Here is a 25,806-nt window from a genome sequence, read left to right as displayed (position 1 = left end):
CGATAAGCAGGGCGAAACCCGGCGCGTGGCCGGGTGGTCGACCTTGGACAACGGGAGCGGAGGGGCACGCCATGAGTGGCAGGCTCGTACGGAATGTCAGCCGATGGGCGATCGCCGGCGCGGGCGTCGCGACGGTCGTGGGGCTCGGGAGCGAGGTCGCGCGGGCCGACGGGTCGCTGACCTCGCCGGGCTTCGCGCTGATCAACATCGGCCAGATCGACGACCCGATGGAGGACGTGCTGGAGCACACCCTGAACTTCGGCGACGGATACGCCTGGGACTGACCACCGGGCCCGCCCGATGACCGAACGGGCGGTGGGCGTGCCCGCTCACGGGCACGCCCCACGAGCGCTTAGCGGCCACCCCTCCCGGGGACAAGGTGCCAGGGGGACGGCGTTCGGAGGGAGCGGGACATGCGCGTCGACGAGGGCTGGGACGGGTTCTGGGCGCAGGCACCGACGGCGGCGGAGAGCGTCTTCTGGGACGCGCCGCCGGAGCAGGTCGCGGCGCGGCATCTGGCGTTGTTCGAGCCGTACCTGACGGGCGACCTGCCGCTGGTCGACGCGGGCTGCGGCAACGGCACGCAGACGCGTCACCTCGGCGAGCGGCACGGCGTCGTCGTCGGGGTCGACCTGTCGCCGGCCGCCGTGGAGCTGGCGCGCCGCCGGCCGGGCGGCGCGGAGTTCGAGGTGCTCGACCTGGCGGACGGCGCGGCGGTCGCCGCCTTCCACGAGCGGCGCGGGGACTGCCACGTCTACCTGCGGGGCGTGCTGCACCAGGCCCCGCCGGAGGAGCGGGCGCGGATCGTCGACGGGGTGGCCACGCTGCTCGGCGCCGCCGGGCGCGGGTTCGTCGTCGAGCCGGCGTCGGCCGCCAGGGAGACGCTGGCCGGCCTGATGCGCCGGCCCGGCGGGCCGCCGCCCTCGCTGGCCGCCGTGTTCGCGCACGGCATCTCGCCCATGGAGATGCCCGACGAGGCCGTGCCGGCGCTCTTCGCCGAGCGTGGCCTCGCCGTGCTGGACGCCGGCCGGGCCCCGCTCGCCACCACGGTGCGGGACCCGGAAGGCACCCGTGTCGAGCTGCCGTCAAGCTGGCTGGTCGTCGGCCGCACCGGGTAACGTGACGCGGCATGACGAAGATCCTCGTCTCGGCCGACATGGAGGGCGCCACCGGCGTCACCTGGCCGGCCGACTGCCTGCCGGGCACGCCGGAGTGGCAGCGCTGCCGGCCGATGTTCACCTCCGACGTGAACGCGGCGATCGCCGGCTTCTTCGACGGCGGCGCCGACGAGGTGCTCGTCAACGAGGCCCACATGACCATGCGGAACCTGCTGCTCGAACAGCTCGACGACCGGGCCCAGCTGCTCACCGGCCGGCACAAGGACCTCAGCATGGTGGAGGGCGTCCAGCACGGCGACGTCGACGGCATCGCCTTCGTCGGCTACCACACGGGCGCCGGGGACGAGGGCGTGCTGGCCCACACCTACCTGGGCAACTCGATCACCGGGGTCTTCGTCGACGGCGTCCGCGCCAGCGAGGGCCTGCTGAACTCGCTGGTGGCCGCCGAGTACGGCACACCCGTCGTCCTGGTCACCGGCGACGACCGGGCCTGCGCCGACGCCGCCGGCTACGCGCCGGACGCCAGGACCGTCGCGGTCAAGGACTACGTCTCGCGGTACGCGGCGGTCTGCCGCACCCCCACCCGCACCGCCGCCGACATCCGCGCCGCCGCCGCCAGGGCCGTGGGGCTCGCCACCCGCCACGCGCCGCCCCCCGCGCGGGAGCGGGTGATCGAGGTCGGGTTCGACGCCGAACACCTGGCGGGCGCCGCAGCCCTGGTGCCCGGGGTCGAGCAGATCGGGCCGCGCCGCGTGGCGTTCACCGCGACCACCATGTACGAGGGAATCCGCTGTTTCAAGGCCGTCACCACCATGGTGTCCGCCGCCGTGGAGGAATGGTATGGCTGACCGGATCGCGTCCGCCGGCATGACCGGCGCCCGGGTTGACGCGCGTCACATCGACGACCGCGCCGATGACGAGGTGGTGCGCTTCACCGCCGACCTCATCCGGCACGACACCACCAACCGGGGCGGGGGAGACGGCGTCGAGCGCCCGGCCGCCGAGTACGTCGCGGCGGCGCTGGCCGACGCGGGCATCGAACCCGTCATCGTGGAGAAGGCCGCCGGCCGCACCAACGTGGTGGCGCGCGTCGCGGGCACGGACCCCGGCGCCGACGCGCTGCTGGTGCACGGCCACCTGGACGTGGTGCCGGCCGACGCGAGCGAGTGGAGCGTGCCGCCGTTCGCCGGCGAGGTCGTCGACGACGTGGTCTGGGGGCGCGGCGCCGTCGACATGAAGGGCTCGGACGCCATGGTCCTCACCGTGGTGCGGGCCTGGGCGCGCGCCGGCGTGCGCCCCCGGCGCGACATCGTGCTGGCGTTCACGGCCGACGAGGAGGACAGCGCCGAGTTCGGCGCCGGACACCTCGTCCGGCTCCGGCCCGAGCTGTTCGAGGGCTGCACCGAGGCCATCGGCGAGTCCGGCGCCTACACCTACCACCCGGGCGACGGCCGGCGGATCTACCCGGTGGGCGCCGGCGAGCGAGGCACCTCCTGGCTGGCCCTCACCGCCCGTGGCCGGGCCGGACACGGCTCCAAGATCAACCGGGAGAACGCCGTCACCCGGCTCTCGGCCGCCGTCACCCGGATCGGCGAGCACACCTGGCCGGTCCGCCTCAGCCCCACCGTCCGGGCGGCGCTCACCGAGCTGGCCGCCCTGTACGAACAGCCGCTGCCGGACCTCGACACCCCCGACCCCGACGAACTGGCCCGGGGCGTCGAGGAGTTGCTCGACCGCCTCGGCCCGGCCGCCGCACTGGTCGCCGGCACCGTCCGCAACAGCGCCAACCCCACGATGCTGGACGCCGGGTACAAGGTGAACGTGATCCCGGGCAGCGCCACCGCGCACGTCGACGGGCGCGTGCTGCCCGGCGGCGACGAGGAGTTCACCACCACCCTCGACCTGCTCACGGGACCCGACGTCGACTGGGAGTACGCGCACCACGAGATCCCCCTCCAGGCGCCGGTCGACGCGCCCACCTTCGACGTGCTGCGCGCCGCGCTGCGACACTTCGACGCCGACGCCCACGTCGTCCCCTACTGCATGACCGGCGGCACCGACGCCAAGCAGTTCTCCCGACTCGGCGTCACCGGCTACGGATTCATGCCGCTGCGGCTGCCCGAAGGCTTCGACTACCAGGCGATGTTCCACGGCGTGGACGAGCGCGTGCCCGTCTCCGCGTTGCGCTTCGGGATCCGCGTGCTCGACCGCGCGCTGCTGACGCTCTGAACACCCGCCCCGAGGAGGCCGCATGGGCACCACACCACGACCGGCACCATACGGCGCCTGGCCCTCGCCGATCGACGCCGCCCTGGTCGCGGCGCACGACGGCAAACCCGAGTACCTGGGCGCCGTGGGCGAGGAGTTGTGGTGGACCGCGCCACGGCCCGAGGAGGGCGGGCGGCGCGCCCTGCTGCGGCTCACCCCCGACGGCGCGGGCGCCGTCAGCGTGCTGCCGCCGCCGTGGAACGTGCGCAACCGGGTGATCGAGTACGGCGGCGTGCCCTGGGCCGGGGTGCCGCGCCCCGCCGGCGGCCCGCTGGTCGTCTTCACCCACTTCGCCGACCAGCGTCTTTACGCCGTCGAACCCGACGCGCCCGGCGGCCCCGCGCCACGCCCGCTCACCCCCGTCTCGCCGGTCGGCGGCGGCCTGCGCTGGGCCGACCCGCTGGTGCGCGGCGACGAGGTGTGGTGCGTGCTGGAGGAGTTCACCGGCGAGGCGCCGGGGGACGTGCGGCGGGTGGCGGTCGCCGTGCCGCTGGACGGTTCGGCCGCCGACGACCGCGCCGCGGTCCGCGAACTCACCGCCGAGGCACACCGCTTCGTCACCACGCCGCGCCCCGCGCCGGACGGCCGCCGCGCCGTCTGGCTGGCCTGGGACCACCCGCGCATGCCATGGGACGGCACCGAGCTGGTGATCGCCGAGATCGACGCCGACGGACTGCTGACCGGCGCCCACGCCATCGCCGGCGGCCAGGACGAGTCCGTCGCGCAGGCCGACTGGGCCCCGGACGGCAGCCTGTTGGCCGTCACCGACCGCTCGGGATGGTGGAACCTGCACCGCGTCGACCCCGACACCGGGCACGCCGTCAACCTGTGCCCACGCGAGGAGGAGTTCGGCGACGCGCTGTGGAAGCTGGGCCACCGCTGGTTCGCGCCGCTCGACGACGGCACGGTCGCCGTGGTGCACGGCCGGGGCGTGGCGCGGCTCGGCATCCTGGACCCGGCCACCGGTGAGCTGGCCGACGCGACCGGCCCCTGGACCGAGTGGTCGCCCGCGCTCGCGGTGCGCGGCACCCGGGTCGCCGGCATCGCCGCGGGACCGCACCGGCACCACGAGATCGTCTGCCTCGACACGGCGAGCGGGCACAGCCGGGTGGTCGCCGAGGAGCACCACGACGTCGTCGACCCCGCGTACCACCCGACGCCGCGCGCCCGCGTGATCACCGGGCCCGACGGGCGCGAGATCCACGCCCAGGTCTACCCGCCCCACCACCCCGAGGCGACGGGCCCCGAGGGCGAGCGCCCGCCCTACGTGGTGTGGGCGCACGGCGGGCCCACCTCCCGGGCCCCGCTGGTGCTCGACCTGGAGATCGCCTACTTCACCTCGCGCGGCATCGGCGTCGTCGAGGTCAACTACGGCGGCTCCACCGGCTACGGCCGCGCGTACCGCAACCGGCTGCGCGAGCGCTGGGGCGTCGTGGACGTCGAGGACTGCGCGGCGGTGGCCACGGCGCTCGCCGACGAGGGCACCGCGGACCCGGCGCGGCTCGCCATCAGGGGCGGCAGTGCCGGCGGCTGGACGGCCGCCGCCGCGCTGGTCTCGCCGGCCGCCGAGGGGCGCTTCGCGTGCGGCACCATCAGCTACCCCATCCTCGACCTGACCGGCTGGGCGGTGGACGAGACCCACGACTTCGAGTCGCACTACCTGGAGTCACTGGTCGGCCCGCTGGACAAGGTGCCCGAGCGCTACCGGGACCGCTCCCCGGTCAACCTCGCCGACCGGCTGCGGGTGCCGTTCCTGCTGCTCCAGGGTCTCGACGACGTGATCTGCCCGCCGGTGCAGGCCGAGCGGCTGCTGGCGGCGGTGGCCGGGCGCGGGGTGCCGCACGCCTATCTCGCCTTCCCCGGGGAGGGGCACGGCTTCCGGCGCGCCGAGACCATCCGCCGGGCGCTGGAGGCGGAGCTCGCGCTCTACGCGCTCGCCTTCGGCCTGGGCGAGGGCGGGGCCGGGGTGCCGCCGCTCGACCTGCGCGACTGACCGGCGGCGGGCCATGCCCACTCCCCCGATTGGCGGGCGGCCGCGCCAGCGGGGAGGATGGGAACTGGAGCAATCCGGCAAAACGTAAGGACGCATCCAAACAAGGAGGGATGCCATGACCACGGCCGCCGACATCATGAGCCCCGGTGCCCACTGGATCCCCGCCACCGAGACCCTGGACCGGGCGGCGCAGCTGATGCGCCAGTTCGACGTGGGCGCGTTGCCCGTGAGCGATGAGAACGAACGGATGCGCGGCATCATCACCGACCGCGACATCGTCGTGAAGTGCATCGCCTCGGGCCACGACCCCGCTCAGGTCACGGCGGGCGAGCTGTGCGAGGGCACGCCGCGTTGGGTCAGCATCGACGCCAACGTCGACGAGATCCTCCAGGAGATGGAGACCCACCAGATACGCCGACTGCCCGTGATCGACGAGGGCAAGCGGTTCGTCGGCATGATCAGCGAGACCGACCTGGCCAAGGCCCTGTCGGACGACCAGCTGGCCGAGTTCGTCGAGCGCGTCTACGCCTGACCCGGGCGGGCGGTCCCGATGGCCCGGCGGCGGGCACGGCCCCCGCCGGGCCATCGGCATGTCGACACCGGTGCGACGCCGGGGCGTTGACGGGGGAGATGGTGGGGCTTATAAGAGGGCCAGAAGAGTTTCTGAGAGCGCTCTCAGTCGTCCGCCACCCCCCCACCGGAAGGCGCCCGCATGAGCTCGATCCACGCCCCCTCGCGCGCCACCGCGCCCACGACCCGGTTAGCCGGCGCCTGCCTGCTGCTGATCGTCGGGCTGCTCGCCTCGATCACGGCCGCCACGCCGGCGCGCGGCGCCGTGCCGTCCCTCCCCGGCTGGACCCTCGCCTGGAGCGACGACTTCACGGGCGCCGCCGGCACGCTGCCGTCCAGCGCCAACTGGCAGATCGACACCGGCCACTCCTACCCGGGCGGCCCGGCCAACTGGGGCACCGGCGAGATCCAGAACTACACCTCGTCGCCCGACAACCTGAGCCACGACGGCAACGGCAACCTCCGCATCACGCCGCTGCGCGACGGCGCGGGCAACTGGACCTCGGCCCGCATCGAGACCCGGCGCGCCGACTTCACCGCCCCGGCCGGTGGCACCCTCCGCATCGAGGGCCGCATCCAGATGCCCAACGTCACCGGGGAGGCCGCCCTCGGCTACTGGCCGGCGTTCTGGGCGCTCGGCTCGCCCTACCGCGGCAACTACTGGAACTGGCCGGGCATCGGCGAGTTCGACGTCATGGAGAACGTCAACGGGCTCAACACCGTCTGGGGCGTCCTGCACTGCGGCACCGCGCCCGGCGGCCCCTGCAACGAGAACAACGGCCTCGGCGGCAGCCGGGCCTGCCCCGGCGCCAGCTGCCAGTCCGCGTTCCACACCTACCGCTTCGAGTGGGACCGCGCCGTCACCCCCAACGAGCTGCGCTGGTACGTCGACGACCAGCTCTACCACTCGGTCAGCCAGGCCCAGCTCGACGCCACCACCTGGTCCAACATGACCAGCCACGCCGGCTACTTCATCCTGCTCAACGTCGCCATGGGCGGCGCCTTCCCCGACGGCGTGGCCGGCCGCGCCACGCCCGTGGCCGCCACCGTGCCCGGGCGCTCCATGCTCGTCGACTACGTCGCCGTCTGGACCAGGGGCGGCGGCACCACGCCCCCGCCCACCGGCGGCACGCTCAACCTGCGGGGCGACGGCACCCTCGGCGCCGCGGCCGGCTCGGCGACCACCGCCCCGCTGGCGTCCGCCGGCGGCGTCAACCACGACGGCACGCCGTACCAGCCGCAGACCTTCACCGCCAGCGGCGTCACCGGCACCTACACCGGCGGATCCACTGCCTTCGACCTGTTCGTCGACGCCGGCACCACCGTCGCCAACGGGCAGCAGGTACGCGTCTCCTACGACCGGACGGGTGACGGCAGCTGGGAGCGGGTCGAGACCTACCGGTACTTCGCCACCGACCCGGTGCCCGGCTACGAGCACTACACCCAGGCCAGGGGCCTGGCCTCCGCCACCGGAAGCCACGGCGACATGACGAACGGCCGGGTCAGGGTCGAGGTGTGGAACGCCATCGGCAACGGCCCCAGCACCCTCGGCACCGGCAACCAGTCGACGGTCACCATCCCCGTCCGCTGACCGGCGGCACTCACCGGATGGGAGCGGCCCGACGGGCGAGATCCGCGGCCCGCTCCCATCCTGGAGCCATGAGACCCGACACGAGCGACGAAGGACCGTACGAGCCCCCGCGCGGCGGCCCCGCCGGCGGCCCCGCCGGGGGCGGCCGCCCCGTCGGCGGCCCCACCCACGTCTCGGTGAGCCAGACCGAGGTACAGCCGGGCTTCTGGAACACCAGCCGAGTCATCGCCGCGCTGATCAGCGCCCTCGTCCTGGTCTTCATCTTCCAGAACACCAGGACGATCAAGGTCCACCTGCTGATCCCCGAGGTGCGGCTGCCCCTGTGGGTGGTGCTGCTCGGCACCGCCTTCCTCGGCATGCTCGCCGGCATGTTCTGGGCCCACCGCCGCCGCGTGCGGCGCGCTCGGCGGTAGCCGCCTCCGGCGCCCCCTTTCACCCGAACGGCTCAACGTGTCCCATGGTGATCACGCGGCCGTCCGGCGACGCCCGGAGCGAGGCGAGCAAGGGGAGCGAGCATGGCGGCATACTCGGCAGCCGGCACCAGCGGATCGGCCGGCGGCACCACCAGGGCCGTGGTCACGCGCACCACCCTCACCCTGCCGGCCGCCGCCCTCGGCCCGGAGAACCCGCTGCCGCCCCTCGTGCCCAGGGACGACCCGCACCGGATCGGCGAGGAACTGCGGGCCACCCTGCCGGCCGAGATGGCCCGCCAGATCGGCTACGCGCCGCTGACCACCGTGCTCCCCACCCGGATCAGGGACGGCTACACCCGGGACCGCACCCCCACCGCCGTCGACGCCCTCGTCATCGAGAACGACCGGCTGCGGGCCACCGTCCTGCCCGGCTACGGCGGGCGCGTCCACTCCCTGCGCCACAAGCCCACCGGCCGGGAGCTCCTCTACAGCAACCCCGTCCTGCAGCCGGCCGACTTCGCCCTCAACGGCGCCTGGTTCTCCGGCGGCATCGAGTGGAACATCGGCGCCACCGGACACACCACGCTCTCCTGCGCCCCGCTGCACGCCGCCGTCCTGCCGGCCCCCGACGGCGGCCAGATGCTGCGCCTGTGGGAGTGGGAACGGCTGCGCGACACGCCGTTCCAGGTCGACCTGTGGCTGCCCGAGGGCTCCGACTTCCTCCACGTCGGCGTCCGGATCCGCAACCCGCACGAGACCACCGTCCCCGTCTACTGGTGGTCCAACACCGCCGTGCCCGAGACCGAGCACGCCCGCGTCCTCGTCCCCGCCGACGCGGCCTGGCACTTCGGCTACGAGCGCGACCTGCGGCTGATCCCGACCCCCCGCTGGGACGGCGAGGACCGCAGCTACCCGCTGCGCGGCGCCTTCCCGGCCGACTACTTCTACGAGGTGCCGGCCGACGCCAGGAAGTGGATCGCCGCCCTCGACGAGACCGGCACCGGGCTCGTCCAGACCTCCACCGCCACCCTGCGCGGCCGCAAGCTGTTCGTCTGGGGGGCCGGCCCCGGCGGGCGCCGCTGGCAGCGCTGGCTGACCGAACCAGGCACCGGCGGCTACGCGGAGATCCAGGCCGGCCTCGCCCGCACCTAGCTGGAGCACGTGCCGCTGCCGGCCGGCGCCGCGCTCAGCCGGCTGGAGGCGTACGGCCCGCTCGCCGCCGACCCGGCGGCCGTGCACCACGCCGACTGGGCGACGGCCAGGGCGGAGGCCGAGCGGCGACTGGCCGAGGCGCTGCCCGCGGCCACCCTGGACGCCGCCCACGCGGCCTGGCTGCCGCACGCCGACCTCGACCCTGCCGAGACCCTGCACGTCGGCTCCGGCTGGGGCGCCCTCGAAGTGGCCCGCGGCGGGCACGAACTGCCCGGCACCCCGTTCGACCCGGGCACGCTCGGGCCCGAGCAGCGACCCTGGCTCGACCTGCTGGACACCGGCCGGCTCCCCGAACCGTCGGCCGGAGCCGTGCCAGGACCCTCGCTGGTCTCGCCCGCCTGGCGGGAACGGCTCGAGTGCGCGCCCGGCGGCCCGCTGACCGACTACCACCTGGGCGTGGCCCAGTGGCACGCCGGCGACCGCGCGCAGGCGCGGCGCAGCTGGTCGCGTGCGCTGGCCGCGGGCGAGAACCCGTGGGCGCTGCGCTGCCTGGCCGTGGCGGACGCCTGCGACGGCGACGTGGCGTCGGCCGCCGAGCGCTTCCAGCGGGCGCTGGCGCTCGCGCGGGCGGACACGGCGGAGTCGGCGCTGGCTCGTGAGGCGGTGCCGGCGCTGCTGGCCGCCGGCCGCGTCGCGGACGCCCGCCTGGCCTTCGACCGCCTGCCGGCGGAGGTGCGCGCGACGGGCCGCTTCCGGCTGCTCGACAGCCGGATCCTGCTCGCCGAGGGACCGCGGGCGGACGCCCGCGCCGTCTTCGAGGCCGGCTTCGAGGTCGCCGACCTGCGGGAGGGCGACGAGATCCTGAGCGACACGTGGGCCGCGATCACCGACGAGCGGTTGCCGGAGCGGTACGAGTTCCGCATGCGACCCGCCTGACGGCGGGGTCTCGACGCCGACCCGGCGCTCCGCGCCGGGTCCACGGCCTGCGGCCGACGTGTCGCCGGACGCCGGGCGCTGCGCGGTTTTCCCCCGCCCACCCGCCCTTTCCCGGGCTTCGCCGGGTGGGGTTCGGTGCCTGCGGCTGCGCCGGGCGCTTCGCGCGGTTCTTCCCCGCCCGCCCTTTCCGGCTTCGCCGGGTGGGTTCGGCGGTGCCCCGGTGCTTCGCACGGGGTGTTTTCCCCGCCCGCCCGCCCCTTTCCGGCTTCGCCGCGGGAGCGGGGGCCTGCGGCCCGGGCCTGCCCGGGCTGCGGCGCCTGCCCGCCTCAATGCGCGGCTTCGCTGGGCGGGCCTGGAACCCGCGCGAAGCGCGGGACGGCGGCCAGGCGCCAGCCACGTACCTACCCCGGCGAAGCCGAGAAGGGACGGGCGGGCGGGGGGAAACCGCGCAGCACCTCCCGCAGCCGCAGGCACCGAACTCCACCCGGCGAAGCCGCGAGAAGGGGCGGGTGGGCGGGGGGAACCCCCTCCCGGTCGGGCGGTGCGGGTGCGGGCCCGGTGCCCGAGTGGTGGGGTGGAACGGGCCGGGAACGGGCGGGAGTCGGGCGGGTGCGGGCCCGTTCGGTGGGTCGGTCAGGCGCCGCGGGCCGGACGTTTCGGCCGTTCAGCGGCCAGGTTCCGGCCGGACCACAGGAACCGCAAGCGGTCACATCCGGGCGCGATAACCCGGACCTCATGACTGTTCAGACCCGAACCACGACGGTAGAACTCTGCGTGCGGGCCCAATCGGGCATACAGAAGGCAGAGTCGGACTGGCCGCGGGGAGGCAGGCATGTCGGCAGAGGAGCGTCAGCGCGCCATCGTCGGTGCCGCCCGTCGGGCAGGTTCCGTCGAGGTCACCCACCTCGCCGAGGAGTTGGGCGTCGCGAAGGAGACCGTCCGGCGCGACCTGCGGGTGCTGGAGGCGCACGGGCTGCTGCGCCGCACGCACGGCGGCGCCTACCCGGTGGAGAGCGCCGGTTTCGAGACGACCCTCGCGCTGCGCGCCACCCGGCACGTGCCGGAGAAGCGGCGGATCGCCGCCGCCGCGGCCGAACTCACCGGTGAGGCCGAGACCGTGTTCATCGACGAGGGCTTCACCCCCCAGCTCATCGCCGAGAACCTGCCACACGACCGCCCGCTGACCGTGGTGACCGCCTCCCTCGCCGTCGCCGGGCAACTCGCCGCCGTCGAGGGCTTCACCGTGCTGCTGCTGGGCGGCCGGGTGCGCGGCGGCACCCTGGCCACCGTCGACCACTGGACGGCGCGGATGCTCGCCGGCTTCGTGATCGACCTGGCGTTCATCGGCGCCAACGGCATCTCCCGCACCCACGGCCTGACCACCCCCGACCCGGCGGTCGGCGAGGTCAAGCGGCAGGCCGTGCTCGCCTCGCGGCGCCGGGTGTTCGCCGGCATCCACACCAAGTTCGGCGCCGCCGGCTTCTGCCGCTTCGCGGACATCCACGACCTCGACGTGATCGTCACCAGCACCAGCCTGAGCTCGACCGAGGCCCACCGCTACTCCCTGCAGGGCCCCCAGGTCATCCGGGTCTGAAGACCCTCACACACGCCGGAAGACGTCGGCCCCGCCGACACGACCACACCCACCCCAGGAGCCCCACCATGCGCACCAGTCAGAGCCGACGCACCGCGCACGCGCTCGCCGCCAGCACGGCGGCGCTCACCCTGCTCGCCGCCTGTGCCGGAGCCGGGGGCGGCGGCTCCTCGGGCGACGGCGACAGCATCAACGTGCTGATGGTCAACAACCCGCAGATGGCCCAGCTCCAGGAGCTCACCGCGGAGCACTTCACCGAGGAGACCGGCATCACCGTGAACTTCTCGGTGCTGCCGGAGAACGAGGTCAGGGAGCGGATCAGCCAGGACTTCGCCAACCAGTCAGGCCAGTACGACGTGGCCACCATCAGCAACTACGAGACGCCCATCTACTCGCGCAACGGATGGCTGCACTCGCTCGACGAGTACGTCGAGGCCGACGCCGACTACGACGTCGAGGACATCCTGGAGCCCATCAACCTCTCCCTCACCGGCGAGGACGGCCAGCTCTACGCCCAGCCGTTCTACGGCGAGTCCTCCTTCCTGATGTACCGCACCGACCTCTTCGAGGAGCACGGGCTCACCATGCCCGAGCGGCCCACCTGGCAGGAGGTCGCCGACCTGGCCGCCCAGGTCGAGGAGGCCGAGCCGGACGTCGCCGGCATCTGCCTGCGTGGCCTGCCGGGTTGGGGCGAGGTCATCGCCCCGCTCACCACCGTCGTCAACACCTTCGGCGGCACCTGGTTCGACGCCGACTGGCAGGCCAGGCTCACCGACCCCGAGTTCGTCGAGGCCACCGAGTTCTACGTGAACCTGGTGCGCGAGCACGGCGAGTCGGGCGCCGCCCAGGCCGGCTACGCCGAGTGCCTCAACAACATGGTCCAGGGCAACGCCGCCATGTGGTACGACGCCACCGCGGGCGCCGGCTCCCTGGAGGCCGAGGACTCGCCGGTGGCCGGCTCCATCGGCTACGTCCCGGCCCCGGTCGAGCAGACCGACAGCTCCGGATGGCTCTACACCTGGGCCTGGGGCATCCAGCGTGCCTCCGAGAACGCCGAGGCCGCCTGGGAGTTCATCTCCTGGGCGTCGAGCAGCGAGTACGAGGAACTCGTCGGCGAGACCCTCGGCTGGGAGAACGTCCCGGCCGGCAAGCGGGCCTCCACCTACGAGAACCCCCGTTACCAGGAGGCCGCCGCCGCGTTCTACGAGGTGACCAGGGACGCCATCGCCGAGGCCGACCCGATCAACCCCGGCGTCCAGGAGCGGCCGGCGCCCGGCGTCCAGTTCGTCACCATCCCCGAGTTCGCCGACCTCGGCACCCGCGTCTCGCAGGAGATCAGCGCGGCTATCGCCGGCCGGCAGTCCGTCGCCGAGGCGCTGGAGAACGCCCAGGGGATGGCCGAGGACGTGGCCGAGGAGTACCAGGACCGATGAGCGACACCGCCACCCCGGCGACGTCGTCGCCGCCCTCACCGCGGAGTGGGGCGGGGGACCGGGCCCCGGCCCTCCCGCCGCCCGCCGGCCGGCCCACCCGGGCCCGCGCCTGGGCCACCAGGGCGCCGCTGCTGCCCGCCCTGGTCTTCATGATCGTGGTCACCCAACTCCCGTTCGTGGCCACGCTCGTCATCTCCCTCTTCGAGTGGAACGCGCTCTTTCCCGACGACCGCGGCTTCACCGGCTTCGACAACTACGACACCGTCCTCAGCGACTCCGACCTGCGCTCCTCGGTCACCACCACGGCGCTGCTCACCGCCACCGTGGTCCTCGTCAGCCTGGTGCTCGGCCTCTGCCTCGCGCTGCTGCTCGACCGGAGGTTCCGGGGCCGGGCGGTGGTGCGCACCATGACCATCGCGCCGTTCCTGATCGTGCCCATCGCGGCCGCGCTGCTGTGGAAGCACGTCCTGTTCAACCCCGAGTACGGGCTGCTCAACGGTCTTCTGGGGCAGTTCGGCGACCTGTTCGGCTTCACCGCCCCGCAGCCCGACTGGATCTCCGACATGCCGCTGATCGCCGTCGAGATCGCGCTGATCTGGCAGTGGACGCCGTTCATGATGCTGATCCTGCTCGCCGGCCTGCAGAGCCGACCGGTCGAACTCGCCGAGGCCGCCCGCATCGACGGCGCGGGCGACTGGCAGATCTTCCGCCACCTGACCCTGCCGCACCTGCGCCGCTACCTCGAACTCGGCGCGCTGCTCGGCTCGATCTACATCGTGCAGAACTTCGACGCGGTCTTCACCATCACCGCGGGCGGGCTCGGCACCGCCAACCTGCCCTACGTCATCCACCAGGAGTTCACCCAGGCCCAGGACTACGGCGTGGCCTCGGCGGCCGGCGTGCTGGTCGTCATCGGCTCGCTGATCCTCGCCATGTTCGCGCTGCGCGTGGTGTCCTCCCTGTTCCGCGAGGAGGGCAGCCGCGCATGACGACCAGGACCCTTCGCTCCCGCCTGCTCGGACCGCTGGCCTGGCTGGCCGGGCTCGTCTTCTTCCTGCCGGTCGCCTGGATGGCGCTGACCTCGTTCCACTCCGAGTCGGACGCCGCGAGCAACCCGCCGGCCTTCCTCGCGCCGCTCACCCTGGACGGCTACCGCGAGTTCTTCGGCGCCGGCGGCGGCGCCGACCCCTGGCCGCCGCTGATCAACTCACTGACGGCGTCCGTCAGTTCCACGCTGCTGGTGCTGCTGCTCGCGCTGCCGGCGGCCTACGCGCTGGCCATCAGGCCGGTGCGGGCCTGGCGGGACGCGCTGTTCTTCTTCCTCTCCACGAAGATGCTGCCGGCCATCGCGGGACTGCTGCCGATCTACCTCTTCGCCCGCAACGTCGGCATGCTCGACAACATCTGGCTGCTCGTCCTCCTCTACACGTCGATGAACCTGCCGATCGCCGTGTGGATGTTGCAGTCCTTCCTGGCCGAGGTGCCGGCCTCCGTCATCGAGGCCGCCCAACTCGACGGCGCCCGACTGCCGGTGCTCCTCACCCGGGTGATCGGCCCCATCGTGCTGCCCGGCATCGCCGCCACCTCCTTGATCTGCTTCATCTTCAGCTGGAACGAGATGCTGTTCGCCCGGGTGCTGACCGGCGTCCGGGCGGAGACGGCGCCGGTCTTCCTGACCGGCTTCGTCACCAGCCAGGGCCTCTTCCTCGCCCAACTCTCCGCCGCCGCCCTCGCCATCTCGCTGCCGGTGCTCGCCGCCGGCTTCGCCGCCCAGGACAAGCTGGTCCAGGGCCTGTCTCTAGGAGCAGTCAAGTGAAAGCCGCCCTGATCGAGTCCGTCGGGACGATCAGCCTGACCGAGGTCCCCGACCCGACGCCGGGACCGCGCGACGTGGTCGTCAAGGTCGCCGCCTGCGGCCTGTGCGGGACCGATCTGCACATCCTCCAGGGCGAGTTCGCGCCGCGACTGCCGATCGTGCCGGGGCACGAGTTCGCCGGCGAGGTCGTCGCGGTCGGCAAGGACGTCGGGGCCGGCGAGGTGGCGGTGGGCGACCGGGTGGCCGTCGACCCCTCCCTCTACTGCCACGAGTGCCGCTACTGCCGCAACGGGCACGCCAACCTCTGCGACCGCTGGCAGGCCATCGGCGTCTCCGTGCCGGGCGGCGCGGCCGAGTACGCGGTTGCGCCGGCCGCCAACTGCGTGGTGCTGCCCGAGCACGTCCGCGTCCAGGACGCGGCGTTGATCGAGCCGCTGTCCTGCGCCATCCGCGGCTACGACGTGCTGCGCTCCACGCTGGGCGCGCGGGTGCTGATCTACGGCGCCGGCACGATGGGGCTGATGATGCTGGAACTCGCCAAGCGCACCGGCGCCAGCGGCGTCGACATCGTCGACATCAACCCCGACCGGCTCGCCACCGCCTTCGTGCTCGGCTGCTCGGGCGCGGCGGCCTCGGCCGAGGAACTGGACCGGCCGCAGGGCTGGGAGATCGTCATCGACGCCACGGGCAACGCGGCGGCCATCCAGGACGGCCTCGGCCGGGTGGCCAAGGCCGGCACCTTCCTCCAGTTCGGGGTGGCGGACTACGCGGCGCGCGCGACGATCGAGCCGTACAAGATCTACAACCAGGAGATCACCATCACCGGTTCGATGGCCGTCCTGCACAGCTACGAACGCGCGGCGGACCTGTTCGCCACCGGCATCCTGGACCCGGACGTGTTCATCACCGACCGGCTGCCGCTGGCGGAGTACCCGCGCGCGATGGAGCAGTTCGCGGCCGGGGTGGGACGCAAGACGGTCGTCGTGCCGTAGCCCGCCGGGGCTCGCCCCGGGGTGTGCCCCCACCCACCTGCCCTTTCCGCGCTGCGCACCACGGGCCGCGGCGGCTTCGCCGCCGGGCCGTGCGGCGCTGCCGCGCAAGGCCACCGCCAAGGGCTGGGTGGGCGCGGCACCGCACGGCCGCAGGCCCACCTCGCGCGAAGCGCGCGAAAGGGCGGGTGGGTGGGGAAGAAGGCAACCGGCCGTGGTTAGGCGCGGCACCGCAGTTCGCCGTGGAGGCTGGTGAACCAGCCGTCCTCGGAGGTGGCGAACGCGCGCCATGCCGAGGCGAGCTCGGCCAGCTCGGCCTCCGTCGCGTGTCCTTCGGCGACCGCCCGTTCGGCGAAGGCCGAGGAGAGTGTGCGGTCCGCCCAGAGACCGCCCCACCAGGCACGGTCCTCCGGCGTGGCGAAGCACCACGTGGTGGCCGAGGCGCGGACGTCCGTGAAGCCGGCGGCGTGTGCCCAGGACAGCAGGCGGCGGCCGGCGTCCGGTTCGCCGCCGTTGGCGCGGGCGACGCGGCGGTAGAGGTCGAGCCAGTCGGCGAGCCCCGGCACCTCGGGGAACCACGTCATCGCCGCGTAGTCCACGTCCCGGACGGCGACGACGCCGCCGGGGCGGCAGACCCGCCGCATCTCGCGCAGCGCCCGCACCGGATCGGTGACGTGCTGCAGGACCTGGTGCGCGTGGACCACGTCGAAGGAGTCGTCGGGGAAGTCGAGCGCGTGCACGTCGGCCGTGGCGAACCGCAGGTTGGTCAGGCCGCGGGACTCCGCCTCGGCGCGCGCCGTCCCGAGGATGTCCGCCGCCTGGTCGACGGCCGTCACCTGGCCGGGGGCGACCCGGGCCGCCAGGTCGGCGGTGATGGTCCCGGGGCCACAGCCGACGTCGAGGAGCGAGAGCCCCGGGCTCAGCTCGGGCAGCAGGTAGGCGGCCGAGTTCTCCGCGGTGCGCCAGCGGTGTGACCGCAGCACCGATTCGTGGTGTCCATGGGTGTACACGGCTTCCGACATGCGTGAAGCCTGCCCGTCGTCTCGCATGTCGAGCAAGTCCATTCCGCAATGCGGGCACGTTCACCGGCATGGCCCAGCGGTCCGGCGCGCTGGATTGCCGGGCGCGGGACGCGTGCTGATCTGGTCCTTATGACGGAACGGACCGAGCACCCCGCGGGGGCCGACCGGCCCGCGCCGGCCGAGCCCCGGCCGCTGTTCGAGCGCCGCACCTGGCCGCGTGGCTTCGCCGACCGGCTCACGTCGCCGCTCCCCGGGCTGCGGCCGTTCGCCCGCGCCCTGCGGCACGGCGCGCTGCGCCCCCCGGCCACCGCGCTGCGCGAGGCGAGCGCGCTGCCGTACCGGCCGGCGCCGCTGCCCGCGCCGGACGCCCGTGCCGTCGCCCTGACCTGGGCCGGGCATGCGAGCTGGGTGGTCGGGATCGGCGGCCTCACCATGCTGACCGACCCCGTCTGGTCGCGCCGCATCCTCGGCACCCCGCCCCGGCTGACGCCGGTCGGCGTCGCCTGGGAGGACCTGCCGCCGATCGACGCCGTGCTGATCTCGCACAACCACTACGACCACCTCGACGCGCCCACCCTCAGGCGGCTGCCGCGCGACACCGCGCTGTTCGTGCCGGCCGGGCTCGGCGCCTGGTGCCGGCGTCGCGGGTTCCACCGCACCACCGAGCTCGACTGGTGGGAGGCCGTCGAACTGCCGGCGCCCGACGGCGCCGTCCGGCTGGACTTCGTGCCGGCCCACCACTGGTCCAAGCGGACCCTGACCGACACCTGCCGCACGCTGTGGGGCGGCTGGCTGCTCACCGACCCGGCGGGGCGCCGGGTCTACTTCGCCGGCGACACCGGCTACGGGCACTGGTTCGCGGAGATCGGCGCCCGCTTCCCCGGCATCGACGTGGCGCTGCTGCCGATCGGCGCCTACGACCCGCCCTGGCTGCTGCGGGCCGTGCACACCGACCCGGAGGAGGCGGTGCGCGCCTGCCGCGACGTCGGCGCGGCCCGGATGGCGCCGATGCACTGGGCCACCTTCGCGCTCTCGGCCGAGCCGCCGCTCGAACCGTTGACCAGGGTGCGGGCCGCCTGGCGGGACGCCGGCCGCCGCCCCGAGGACCTGTGGGACCTGCCCGTCGGCGGCTCCCGGGTGCTGGGCGGGACCGGCGACCAGTCGATCAGTTGAGCTTGGCCGGCGCCGGGTGGCCGCCGCGCGGGTGGCGCAGTCGGCGCCAGGCGGGCGGCGCGGCGGCGATCAGCAGCGTGAGGACGACCGCCGCGAGCACTCCCTGCCAGGGGTGCGGGAAGAGCGCCCCGCCCAGCATGCCGAGCAGCTGGTAGGTGGCCGCCCAGGCCAGCGCGGCCGGCAGGTCGGCCCGCAGGTAGGCGCGCATCGGCATCCTGGCCAGCAGGCAGGCCAGCATCACCGGTATCCGGCCGGCCGGGACCAGGCGGGACACCAGCAGCACCGTGGTGCTGCCGGCCGCGAGCCGCGCCCTGGCCCTGGCCAGACGCTCGGGCGCCACCTGCTGGTGCATCCGGTCCAGCCAGCGGGAGCCGTTGCGGGAGCGCACGCCACGCCGGCCGAGCCAGTACAGCAGCGCGTCGCCGAGGAAGGCGGCCGCCGTCGCCACCAGGAACACCAGCAGCGTCGGCAGCGCGGGCCGCGGGTGGTGCAGGGCCACGGCGGCGGCCGAGCTGACGAGCGCCCCGGTGGGCACGACCGGCAGCAGCGCGCCGAGCAGCACGAGCAGGAACAGCGAGGGGTAGCCCACCACCTGCGGGGCGGGGTTGGTGGAGACGGCCTCGGTGGCGGCGGCCGTCGCGGCTATCGCGCTCACCGGCCGGTCACCGCCAGCCGGACGCTCTCGCCGTGGCCGAGCCGGTGCACCCGCACCCCGGGCGCCAGCCGCGCCGCGTGCCGCACGAACTCGTCCCCCGGCGAGTGGAACTCGTACGCCCGCACCGCCGCCATGCCCACCGGCCAGAACGTGCCGTAGTGCACCGGCACGGCGCTGTGCGGGCGCAGCGCGACCAGCGCCTCGGCCGCCCGCTCCGCGTTCAGATGGCCGTGCCCGAGGCGCGGCCCCCAGCCGCCCACCGGCAGCAGCGCCGTGTCGACCGGGCCCGTCTCCGCGGCCATGGCCTCGTACAGGTCGGTGTCGCCCGCGTAGTACGTCCTCGCCTCCCCCTCGATCACATAGCCGAGCGGCTGGACCCGGCGCGGGAGGAACGGCAGCCGCCGCCCGTCGTGCGCGGCCGGCACCGCCCGCACCGTCACCCCGCCCACCGGGACGCTGTCCCCCGGGGTCAGCTCGCACACCTCGAGCCCCGCGGCAAGCCGCCGCAGGCGCGGCACCGCGCGCAGCGCGCCGCGCGGCAGCACGAGCAGCGCGCCGGCGGCGACCCGGGAGAGCGAGCGCAGGTGCAGGTGGTCGGCGTGCAGGTGGGAGACGAGCACCGCGTCCGCGCGGTGCGCGGCCGGCGGCGGCAGGGCGCCGCGGCGCCGCCACAGGTGGGCGCAGCGCAGCGTGAGCACCGGGTCGGTCAGCACCGTAGTCCCGGAGTCCCGCACCGTCGCGGTGGCGTGGCCCCACCAGGTGATCTCCACCGGCATCAGGAACTCCTCCCGGCCGCCGGACGCTCCTCGGACGGCCGTCGCCTTCCAGGATGCCAGGCCGCCACGCGGCCCCGGCCGGGGCCGCGTCGACGGTCCGCGGTCGGTCGGCGAGGCCACCGTGCCCGGTGGGGCGAAGGGGACGCCAGGGGACGATTTGGCGGGGCAGGGAGAATGGGAGAGCGGTCGTCGAAGCCAGCAAGGGAGGAGGCGTGATGCCGGTCACGGCCTGGCGCGCGGGTGCCGCGCTGCTGCGGGTGCTCGCGGTCTGGGCGGTCAGCACGCTCACGATGGTGCTGCTCGCGCTGCTGCTGCCCGGTTTCCGCCTCCAGTCGGCCGACGGCGACAGCCTGACCCGGCTCGGCCTCACCGCCGCGCTCGGCGCCGGCTTCTTCGGCCTGCTCAACGCGCTGGTGTGGCCCTGGCTGGTGCGCGCCCTGCTGCTCGTGCCGGCGCTGGTGCTCGGCCTGCTGGTCTTCCTGCTCAACGGCTCCCTGCTGCTGCTCGCGCTCAGCGCGGTCCCCGAGGGGCGGGGCGCCGCCAGCCCCGCCGTCGCCGCCGTGGTGGCGGCCGTGATGTCCATCGCCTCCTCCGGCACCAGCACCCTGCTCGCCGTCCGCGACACCGGCGCGCAGCGCCGCAGGATGCGCCGGCTCGCCGGCTGGCGCGCCACCCGGGGCCAGCCCGCGCCCTCCTCCGGCACCCCCGGAACCCCCGGGACCGTCTTCCTCCAGCTCGACGGCGTCGGCTACGAGCTGCTGTGCGAGGCCGTCGCCGGCGAGCGCCCCCTGATGCCGACGCTCGCCGCCATGTGCGGCACCACCCACCGGCTCACGCCCTGGCGCACCGACTGGTCGAGCCAGACCGGCGCCTCCCAGCTCGCCATCCTGCACGGCAGCAACGAGGACGTGCCCGCCTTCCGCTGGTACGAGAAGGAGACCGGCGAGCTGATCGTCAGCAACCGGCCGTCGAGCGCCGCCGAGCTCCAGCGCCGTGCCACCGCGCGCAGCGGCCACCCCGGGCTGCTCGCCCACGACGGCGCCAGCCGCGGCAACCTGTTCAGCGGCGGCGCCGACCAGGTGGCGCTGGTGCTCTCGGTGGCCAGGCGCGGCCCGGGGCAGCGCTCCCGCGCCGGCTACTTCGCCTACTTCTCCGACCCGGCGCACGCCGCCCGCACCGCGCTCTCCTTCCTCGCCGAGCTGGTGCGCGAGGTCGGCCAGTCGCTCGGCGCCCGGCTGCGCGGCGAGCGCCCCCGCGTCGCCAGGGGCGGCCTCTACCCGCTGATCAGGGCCTTCGCCACGGTCGTCCAGCGGGACGTGGTCACCGCCGCCGTAGCCGGCGACGTCATCAACGGGCGCACCGCCGTCTACGCCGACCTCGTCGCCTACGACGAGGTCGCCCACCACTCGGGCCCGCGCGGCCGGGACACCCGGCAGGTGCTGGCCGGCATCGACCGGTGCGTGGCCGCGATAGCCCAGGCCATCAGGTACGCGCCGCGCCCCTACCACCTGGTGCTGCTCTCCGACCACGGACAGAGCCAGGGCGAGACCTTCAGGTCCAGGTACGGCCTCTCGCTCGAGGAACTGGTGCGCGCCGGCTGCGGCCGGCCCCCCGTGCCGCGCCAGGCGTGCAGGACCGGCGCCGCCGGGGAGCGCGAGCCGGCGGGCGCCGAGGCGCGCGGGGTGGCCAGGGCCGCGCTGCACCGCCCGGAGGAGCCGCCCGAGCCGCCCGGCGGGCCGGCGCGCGGGCGCGGCGCGCCCATCGTGCTCGGCTCGGGGAACCTCGGCCTGATCTCCCTCCCCGACCTGCCAGGACGGGCCTCCGCCGAGGCGATCACCGCCCGCTACCCCGACCTGCTGCGCACCCTCGCCGACCACCGGGGGATCGGCTTCCTGCTGGTGCACAGCGAGCGGCACGGGCCCGTGGTGCTGGGCGCCGGCGGCGCCCAGCACCGGCTCGCCACCGGCGAGGTGCTCGGCGCCGACCCCCTCGCGCCCTTCGGCCCCGGTGCGGCCGACGCCGTCCGCCGCACCGCCGGCTTCCCGCACGCCGCCGACATCATGGTGAACTCCGCCGTAGACCCGGACACCGGCGAGGTGCACGCCTTCGAGGACCAGCTCGGCTCACACGGCGGCCTCGGCGGCGAACAGAGCCGGGCCTTCCTGATGTCGCCCCTCGCGCTGTCCCCGCCCGACGCCGAGCTGGTGGGCGCCGAGGCCGTCCACCGCGTGCTGCGCCGCTGGCTCGCCGAGGCGGCGGCCCACCCCGCCGAACCCCGCCCGCGGGCGACGACCGGCACGCCGTCCTAGGCTGGTCACCGGCGTCCGACGCGGAGGAGGGACACACCATGGCACCGCAGCCGTTGACGGAGCTGGAGATCGCCGAGTGCCTGAGCGGCCTGCCCGGCTGGACCGTGCGCGACGACCGGCTGGAGCGCGACTACACGCTCGCCGGCCACCTGCCGGCCGTCGCGCTGCTCACGCACGTCGCCGCCGTGCAGGAGGAGCTGAACCACCACGCCGAGCTGACCGTCACCTACAACCGGCTCCACGTCGCCGTCAACACCCACAGCGTCGGCGGCAGGGTGACCGAACTCGACGTCCAGCTGGCCCGCCGCATCGAGGAGATCGCGCCCGCGCACGGCGTGCGACCCTAGGCCCTGTCGGGCCGATCTTTCCGGGGCCGCGACGCCATACACGGCACCTCGCTGCGTTACCGAATCGCGCGAATACGGCCAAGTATGAGCTGCGATCCGGCGCCTTGCGACGCACCGCGTCTGACGCCGCGGCCTGATCCGAAAAGATCGACCGGACAGGACCTAGGCCTTCTGCCTCGTGCCGGAGGCGAGGTCGGCGCGGACTTCGAAGACGAGTTCGCGGCCGTCCTCCTCGTCCCACTGCTCACCGACCTCGACGAAGCCGAACCCGGCGATCGTGGCCAGGGACGCCACGTTGTCGGGACTGATCGTCGCCCGCACGGTCGTGACCACGGATTCGCCGGCGGCCCGGCGCAGCAACTCGACCAGCATCGCCCGGGCATAGCCCCGGCGGCGGAAGTCAGGCGCGACCGAGTAACCGATCTCGACCATGCCCGCCTCGTCGGGCGGCCCGTGGAACCCGCAGTGCCCGACGACGACACCTTCCTCCCCGATCACCGCCTGCCGCGCCATCCACCGCGCGTGACCGGGGTCCGCGGCGATCTGGCCGAGCCGGAACCGCCACAGCCAGCGAGCCCTGTCGGTCACGAAGTAATCGCTCAGGGGAACTCCCGCCGCCCTGCCGGCCGCGGACAGGTCCCCTTCGAGCAGCGCGGACATCGCTCCGCCGGACAGTTCCACGAAGCGCACTCGTGCGTCCTGGTGGTCGGCTTCATCTTTCACCGTGCAGATGGTCACGGATCAACCGGCAGGCGTCCAGCGGATTTGCCCCGGCCCTTCTCGTCAGCTCCAGTCGAAGGTGTCCGGATCGGGGCCGAAGCGGGTGCCCCGGTCCAGGGTCGCGAACGCGGCCAGGTCGTCCTCGTCGAGGTCGAAGTCGAAGACGTCGATGTTCTCCCTGATCCGGGACGGCGTCACGGACTTGGGGATCACCACGTTGCCGATCCGCAGGTGCCAGCGGAGCACCACCTGGGCCGGGGTCCGGCCGTGCTTCTCGGCGATCCGGCCGATCACGGCGTCGTCGAGCAGCCCCTTGCCCTGGCCGAGCGGCGACCACGCCTCGGTGGCGATGCCGAGCTCCGCGTGCAGGGCGCGCAGCTCGGACTGCTGGAGGTAGGGGTGCAGCTCGATCTGGTTGACCGCCGGCACCACGCCCGTCTCCTCCACCACCCGCCGCAGCTGCGGCGGGTGGAAGTTGGAGGTGCCGACCGCCCTGGCGCGGCCGGTCTCGGCCAGCTCGCCGAAGGCCCGGAGGATGGTCACGTAGTCGTCGCGCATCGCGCGCGGCCAGTGGACGAGGTAGAGGTCGACGTAGTCGAGCCCGAGGCGGGCCAGGGAGGCGTCGAACTCCCGCAGCACGGCGTCCCGGGTCCAGGTCTCCGACGCGCTGTTCCACAGCTTGGTGGTGACGAACAGCTCGCCACGGTCCACCCCCGAGGCGGCCAGCGCCCGCCCCGTGCCCTCCTCGTTCCCGTAGATCTGCGCCGTGTCGATGCTGCGGTAGCCGGCGGCCAGGGCCTGGGCCACGGCCGTCTCCGCCTGGTCGTCCGGGACCTGCCAGACGCCGAAGCCGAGTTGCGGCATCGCCACACCGTTGCCGAGGGTCACGTTCGGGACGCTGCTCACGGGGTACCTCTGTCCTTTTCGTGCGAGTTGGTGCGAACTTCCGGTGGGATCTCTCGGCCCATCGTCCCCGACCGGCCCCCGCGCCGCATCACGCGGGCCGAGGAGAGACAATGGCGAACGTGCGCAGACTGGCCCGAATGATCGACCCCTTCATCGTGCTGCTGTTCGCGACGGTCGGGCTGGCCGCGTTGTTCCCCGCCAGCGGCCGGGTCGCGGACGGCGTGGACGACGCGACCGTCGGCATCATCGGGCTCCTCTTCTTCCTCTACGGCACCCGGCTCTCCACCCGCGAGGCCATGGACGGGCTGCGTCACTGGCGGCTCCACCTGACGATCATCGCCTGCACCTTCGTCGTCTTCCCGCTGCTCGGCCTCGCCGCGCGCGGCCTGGTGCCGTGGCTGGTCAGCGACCCCCTCTACCCGGGCCTGCTGTTCCTGTGCCTGGTGCCCTCCACGGTCCAGTCCTCCATCGCCTTCACCTCCATCGCCCGGGGCAACGTCGCGGGCGCCATCGCCGCCGGCTCCTTCTCCAGCCTGCTCGGCGTGATCGTGACACCGCTGCTCGCCGCCGGCCTGATCGGCGCCAGCGGCGGCTTCTCCCCGGACACGCTGCTGGCCATCGGCGGGCAGCTGCTGCTGCCCTTCGTGCTCGGCCAGCTGCTGCGCCGCTGGATCGGCGGCTTCGTCAAACGGCACCGGCGGGTGCTGTCCCTGGTGGACCGTGGCTCGGTGCTGGTCGTCGTCTACGCGGCGTTCAGCGAGGGCATGACGCAGGGCGTCTGGGGGGAGGTCAGCTGGCGGCGTCTGGTCGCGCTGTTCGGCGTGCTGGTGGTGCTGCTCGCGGTGATGCTGCTGCTGACCACCTGGGGCTCGCGGCGGCTGGGCTTCGAGCGGGACGACCGGGTGGCGATCGTCTTCGCCGGCTCGAAGAAGTCGCTGGCGGCCGGCCTCCCGATGGCCGGCGTGATCTTCCAGGGTCAGGCGGCGATGGCGGTGCTGCCGCTGATGATCTTCCACCAGCTCCAGCTGATCGTGTGCGCGTTCATCGCCCGCCGCTGGGCGCGCCTGCCGGCGCCCGGCTCGAAGGAACCCCGGCCGACGACGACCGTGGTCGCCCAGGAACCGGCCCACCGCTGAGTGGCGCTACCGCTCCACGGCGCTGAGGATGCGGTCCGCCACCAGGGCCGGTTCGTCGGTCGGCAACGCGTGCCCGGCCCGGGGCACGATCTCGACCCGGGCGGCGGGCACGGTCCTGCCGAGGCGGTCGGCGACCTCGCGCGAGTCGTGCATGGCGCTGCGTGCCCCGAGCAGGAAGAGCGCCGGGGCGCGCACCAGGCGTAGTTCCTCGTCCGAGAAGACCGGTGGCACGGGAAGCGCACGGCGGAACCCCCGCGAGGCGCGCATCAGGCCCATGAGTTCACGCTCCAGGATGGCGGAGTTGCCGACCAGGCGTGCCAGACGCGGGCGCAGTGGTCGCGGTGCCGTCGCGGCGAGACCGCCGGCGATCAGCCAGGCGTAGAAGCGCGGGCCGAAGTCGGCGAAGCCCGCCGGGTCCACCAGGGTGAGGCCGCCCGCGTGGTCGGGGTGGTGGATCTGGTGGTTGAGGGCGAGCCAGCCGCCGTAGGAGCAGCCGACGATGTGGGGAGCCGTGGCCTCCGTCGCGACCAGGAGTTCGTCCAGCCAGGCCGCGCCGTCCCGACCGCCCTCGATCGGGGCGGTCTGCGTGCTCGCGCCCGGTTCGCCGAGGGTGTCGACGGCGATGACCGGATGGCGTCGGGCCAGCACCTCGACGTACCGGTGCCACATCAGCGCGTTGCCCCCCGATCCCGGGAGCAGCACGATCGGCTCGCCGTGCCGGGGGCCGGTCCGGTAGACGCGGGTGGTGCCGAAGGCGGTCGGGATGTCGAGCGCGGTGCGCGGCCCCGGCCACAGGCGGGCCAGGGCTCGCTCGTAGGCGCCGTGGTAGCGGGCCCTGGCCTTCTCGTCCTTGAACTCGCTCAGCTTCATGATACAGGTGTATCACATT

At 74.2% G+C, this 25,806-nt stretch carries 23 protein-coding genes and 1 pseudogene; 18 read left to right on the top strand and 6 right to left on the bottom strand.

Annotated elements, in window-relative coordinates; translation table 11 throughout:
- Positions 1 to 71 precede the first annotated feature (71 nt).
- The 14 genes and pseudogenes from ACFWI8_RS02580 to ACFWI8_RS02515 all read left to right on the top strand — a co-directional run bounded on the left by ACFWI8_RS02580 (position 72) and on the right by ACFWI8_RS02515 (position 15,876).
- Positions 72 to 284 carry a hypothetical protein gene (locus ACFWI8_RS02580; RefSeq protein WP_311599962.1) on the top strand — a complete coding sequence of 71 codons (213 nt, stop codon included), beginning with the start codon at positions 72 to 74 and terminating at the stop codon, positions 282 to 284.
- 129 nt (positions 285 to 413) lie between these two features.
- Complete coding sequence (locus tag ACFWI8_RS02575; RefSeq protein ID WP_387084709.1) at positions 414 to 1,118, top strand: class I SAM-dependent methyltransferase; 705 nt, start codon at positions 414 to 416, stop codon at positions 1,116 to 1,118.
- Between the two features lie 11 nt (positions 1,119 to 1,129).
- On the top strand, positions 1,130 to 1,966 hold the full coding sequence (locus tag ACFWI8_RS02570) for a M55 family metallopeptidase (protein WP_387084707.1): 837 nt from the start codon (positions 1,130 to 1,132) through the stop codon (positions 1,964 to 1,966).
- Entirely contained in the window at positions 1,959 to 3,347 is a 1,389-nt protein-coding gene (locus tag ACFWI8_RS02565) for a M20/M25/M40 family metallo-hydrolase (protein ID WP_387084705.1), read from the top strand. Before ACFWI8_RS02570 ends, ACFWI8_RS02565 begins: the two co-directional genes overlap by 8 nt.
- Before the next feature lie 22 nt (positions 3,348 to 3,369).
- Positions 3,370 to 5,379, top strand: a complete 2,010-nt coding sequence (locus ACFWI8_RS02560) for a prolyl oligopeptidase family serine peptidase (protein ID WP_387084703.1) — start codon at positions 3,370 to 3,372, stop codon at positions 5,377 to 5,379.
- 115 nt (positions 5,380 to 5,494) lie between these two features.
- Positions 5,495 to 5,911, top strand: coding sequence for a CBS domain-containing protein (locus tag ACFWI8_RS02555; protein ID WP_387084701.1), 417 nt, complete (start codon positions 5,495 to 5,497; stop codon positions 5,909 to 5,911).
- 180 nt (positions 5,912 to 6,091) lie between these two features.
- Positions 6,092 to 7,540 (top strand): glycoside hydrolase family 16 protein, encoded by a 1,449-nt coding sequence (locus ACFWI8_RS02550; protein WP_387084699.1) that lies wholly within the window; start codon positions 6,092 to 6,094, stop codon positions 7,538 to 7,540.
- A 68-nt stretch (positions 7,541 to 7,608) separates the two neighbouring features.
- Complete coding sequence (locus tag ACFWI8_RS02545) at positions 7,609 to 7,953, top strand: lipopolysaccharide assembly protein LapA domain-containing protein (RefSeq protein WP_387084697.1); 345 nt, start codon at positions 7,609 to 7,611, stop codon at positions 7,951 to 7,953.
- Between the two features lie 102 nt (positions 7,954 to 8,055).
- Positions 8,056 to 10,041: pseudogene (locus ACFWI8_RS02540) on the top strand (DUF5107 domain-containing protein).
- A gap of 832 nt (positions 10,042 to 10,873) precedes the next feature.
- A complete protein-coding gene (locus ACFWI8_RS02535; RefSeq protein WP_311604638.1) occupies positions 10,874 to 11,635 on the top strand; it encodes a DeoR/GlpR family DNA-binding transcription regulator in 762 nt (253 codons plus the stop codon).
- 68 nt (positions 11,636 to 11,703) lie between these two features.
- The gene (locus ACFWI8_RS02530; protein ID WP_387084695.1) at positions 11,704 to 13,068 is read left to right on the top strand and encodes an ABC transporter substrate-binding protein; all 1,365 of its coding nucleotides are present in this window, start codon (positions 11,704 to 11,706) and stop codon (positions 13,066 to 13,068) included.
- Positions 13,065 to 14,057: a carbohydrate ABC transporter permease gene (locus ACFWI8_RS02525; RefSeq protein WP_387084693.1), complete on the top strand. Its 993-nt coding sequence runs from the start codon at positions 13,065 to 13,067 to the stop codon at positions 14,055 to 14,057. Before ACFWI8_RS02530 ends, ACFWI8_RS02525 begins: the two co-directional genes overlap by 4 nt.
- The gene (locus ACFWI8_RS02520; RefSeq protein ID WP_387084691.1) at positions 14,054 to 14,884 is read left to right on the top strand and encodes a carbohydrate ABC transporter permease; all 831 of its coding nucleotides are present in this window, start codon (positions 14,054 to 14,056) and stop codon (positions 14,882 to 14,884) included. The genes ACFWI8_RS02525 and ACFWI8_RS02520 overlap by 4 nt, the downstream gene beginning before the upstream one ends.
- Positions 14,881 to 15,876 (top strand): zinc-dependent alcohol dehydrogenase family protein, encoded by a 996-nt coding sequence (locus ACFWI8_RS02515; RefSeq protein WP_387084689.1) that lies wholly within the window; start codon positions 14,881 to 14,883, stop codon positions 15,874 to 15,876. Before ACFWI8_RS02520 ends, ACFWI8_RS02515 begins: the two co-directional genes overlap by 4 nt.
- 215 nt (positions 15,877 to 16,091) lie before the next feature.
- On the opposite strand, the gene ACFWI8_RS02510 is transcribed toward ACFWI8_RS02515, so the two are convergent.
- Positions 16,092 to 16,895: a methyltransferase domain-containing protein gene (locus ACFWI8_RS02510; RefSeq protein WP_387084687.1), complete on the bottom strand. Its 804-nt coding sequence runs from the start codon at positions 16,893 to 16,895 to the stop codon at positions 16,092 to 16,094.
- Positions 16,896 to 17,024: 129 nt separating this feature from the next.
- On the opposite strand from ACFWI8_RS02510, the gene ACFWI8_RS02505 reads away from it, so the two are divergent.
- Complete coding sequence (locus ACFWI8_RS02505) at positions 17,025 to 18,068, top strand: MBL fold metallo-hydrolase (RefSeq protein WP_387084685.1); 1,044 nt, start codon at positions 17,025 to 17,027, stop codon at positions 18,066 to 18,068.
- Here the strand turns inward: ACFWI8_RS02505 and ACFWI8_RS02500 are convergent.
- Together ACFWI8_RS02500 and ACFWI8_RS02495 are read right to left on the bottom strand one after the other, a co-directional pair.
- On the bottom strand, positions 18,061 to 18,714 hold the full coding sequence (locus ACFWI8_RS02500; protein ID WP_387084801.1) for a DedA family protein: 654 nt from the start codon (positions 18,712 to 18,714) through the stop codon (positions 18,061 to 18,063). The two genes, ACFWI8_RS02505 and ACFWI8_RS02500, sit on opposite strands and share 8 nt — an antisense overlap.
- Positions 18,715 to 18,719: 5 nt before the next feature.
- Positions 18,720 to 19,499, bottom strand: a complete 780-nt coding sequence (locus ACFWI8_RS02495) for an MBL fold metallo-hydrolase (protein ID WP_387084683.1) — start codon at positions 19,497 to 19,499, stop codon at positions 18,720 to 18,722.
- 215 nt (positions 19,500 to 19,714) lie between these two features.
- Between ACFWI8_RS02495 and ACFWI8_RS02490 the strand changes: the two genes are divergently transcribed.
- On the top strand, positions 19,715 to 21,808 hold the full coding sequence (locus ACFWI8_RS02490) for a phage holin family protein (RefSeq protein WP_387084681.1): 2,094 nt from the start codon (positions 19,715 to 19,717) through the stop codon (positions 21,806 to 21,808).
- 38 nt (positions 21,809 to 21,846) lie between these two features.
- Positions 21,847 to 22,155, top strand: coding sequence for a 4a-hydroxytetrahydrobiopterin dehydratase (locus tag ACFWI8_RS02485; protein ID WP_387084679.1), 309 nt, complete (start codon positions 21,847 to 21,849; stop codon positions 22,153 to 22,155).
- 162 nt (positions 22,156 to 22,317) lie between these two features.
- Here ACFWI8_RS02485 and ACFWI8_RS02480 read toward each other — a convergent pair whose 3' ends face one another.
- Positions 22,318 to 22,815: a GNAT family N-acetyltransferase gene (locus ACFWI8_RS02480; RefSeq protein ID WP_387084800.1), complete on the bottom strand. Its 498-nt coding sequence runs from the start codon at positions 22,813 to 22,815 to the stop codon at positions 22,318 to 22,320.
- Between the two features lie 123 nt (positions 22,816 to 22,938).
- Positions 22,939 to 23,781 carry an aldo/keto reductase gene (locus tag ACFWI8_RS02475; RefSeq protein ID WP_387084677.1) on the bottom strand — a complete coding sequence of 281 codons (843 nt, stop codon included), beginning with the start codon at positions 23,779 to 23,781 and terminating at the stop codon, positions 22,939 to 22,941.
- A 137-nt stretch (positions 23,782 to 23,918) separates the two neighbouring features.
- Between ACFWI8_RS02475 and ACFWI8_RS02470 the strand changes: the two genes are divergently transcribed.
- A complete protein-coding gene (locus ACFWI8_RS02470; protein ID WP_387084675.1) occupies positions 23,919 to 24,917 on the top strand; it encodes a bile acid:sodium symporter family protein in 999 nt (332 codons plus the stop codon).
- Positions 24,918 to 24,923: 6 nt separating this feature from the next.
- Here the strand turns inward: ACFWI8_RS02470 and ACFWI8_RS02465 are convergent, their stop codons facing one another.
- Positions 24,924 to 25,787, bottom strand: coding sequence for an alpha/beta fold hydrolase (locus tag ACFWI8_RS02465; RefSeq protein WP_387084673.1), 864 nt, complete (start codon positions 25,785 to 25,787; stop codon positions 24,924 to 24,926).
- Positions 25,788 to 25,806: the final 19 nt, after the last annotated feature.

It is taken from the genome of Streptomyces sp. NPDC127098 (assembly GCF_042722465.1).
GTDB lineage: Bacteria > Actinomycetota > Actinomycetes > Streptomycetales > Streptomycetaceae > Streptomyces > Streptomyces millisiae.
This window is presented reverse-complemented; position numbering and strand designations above follow the sequence as displayed.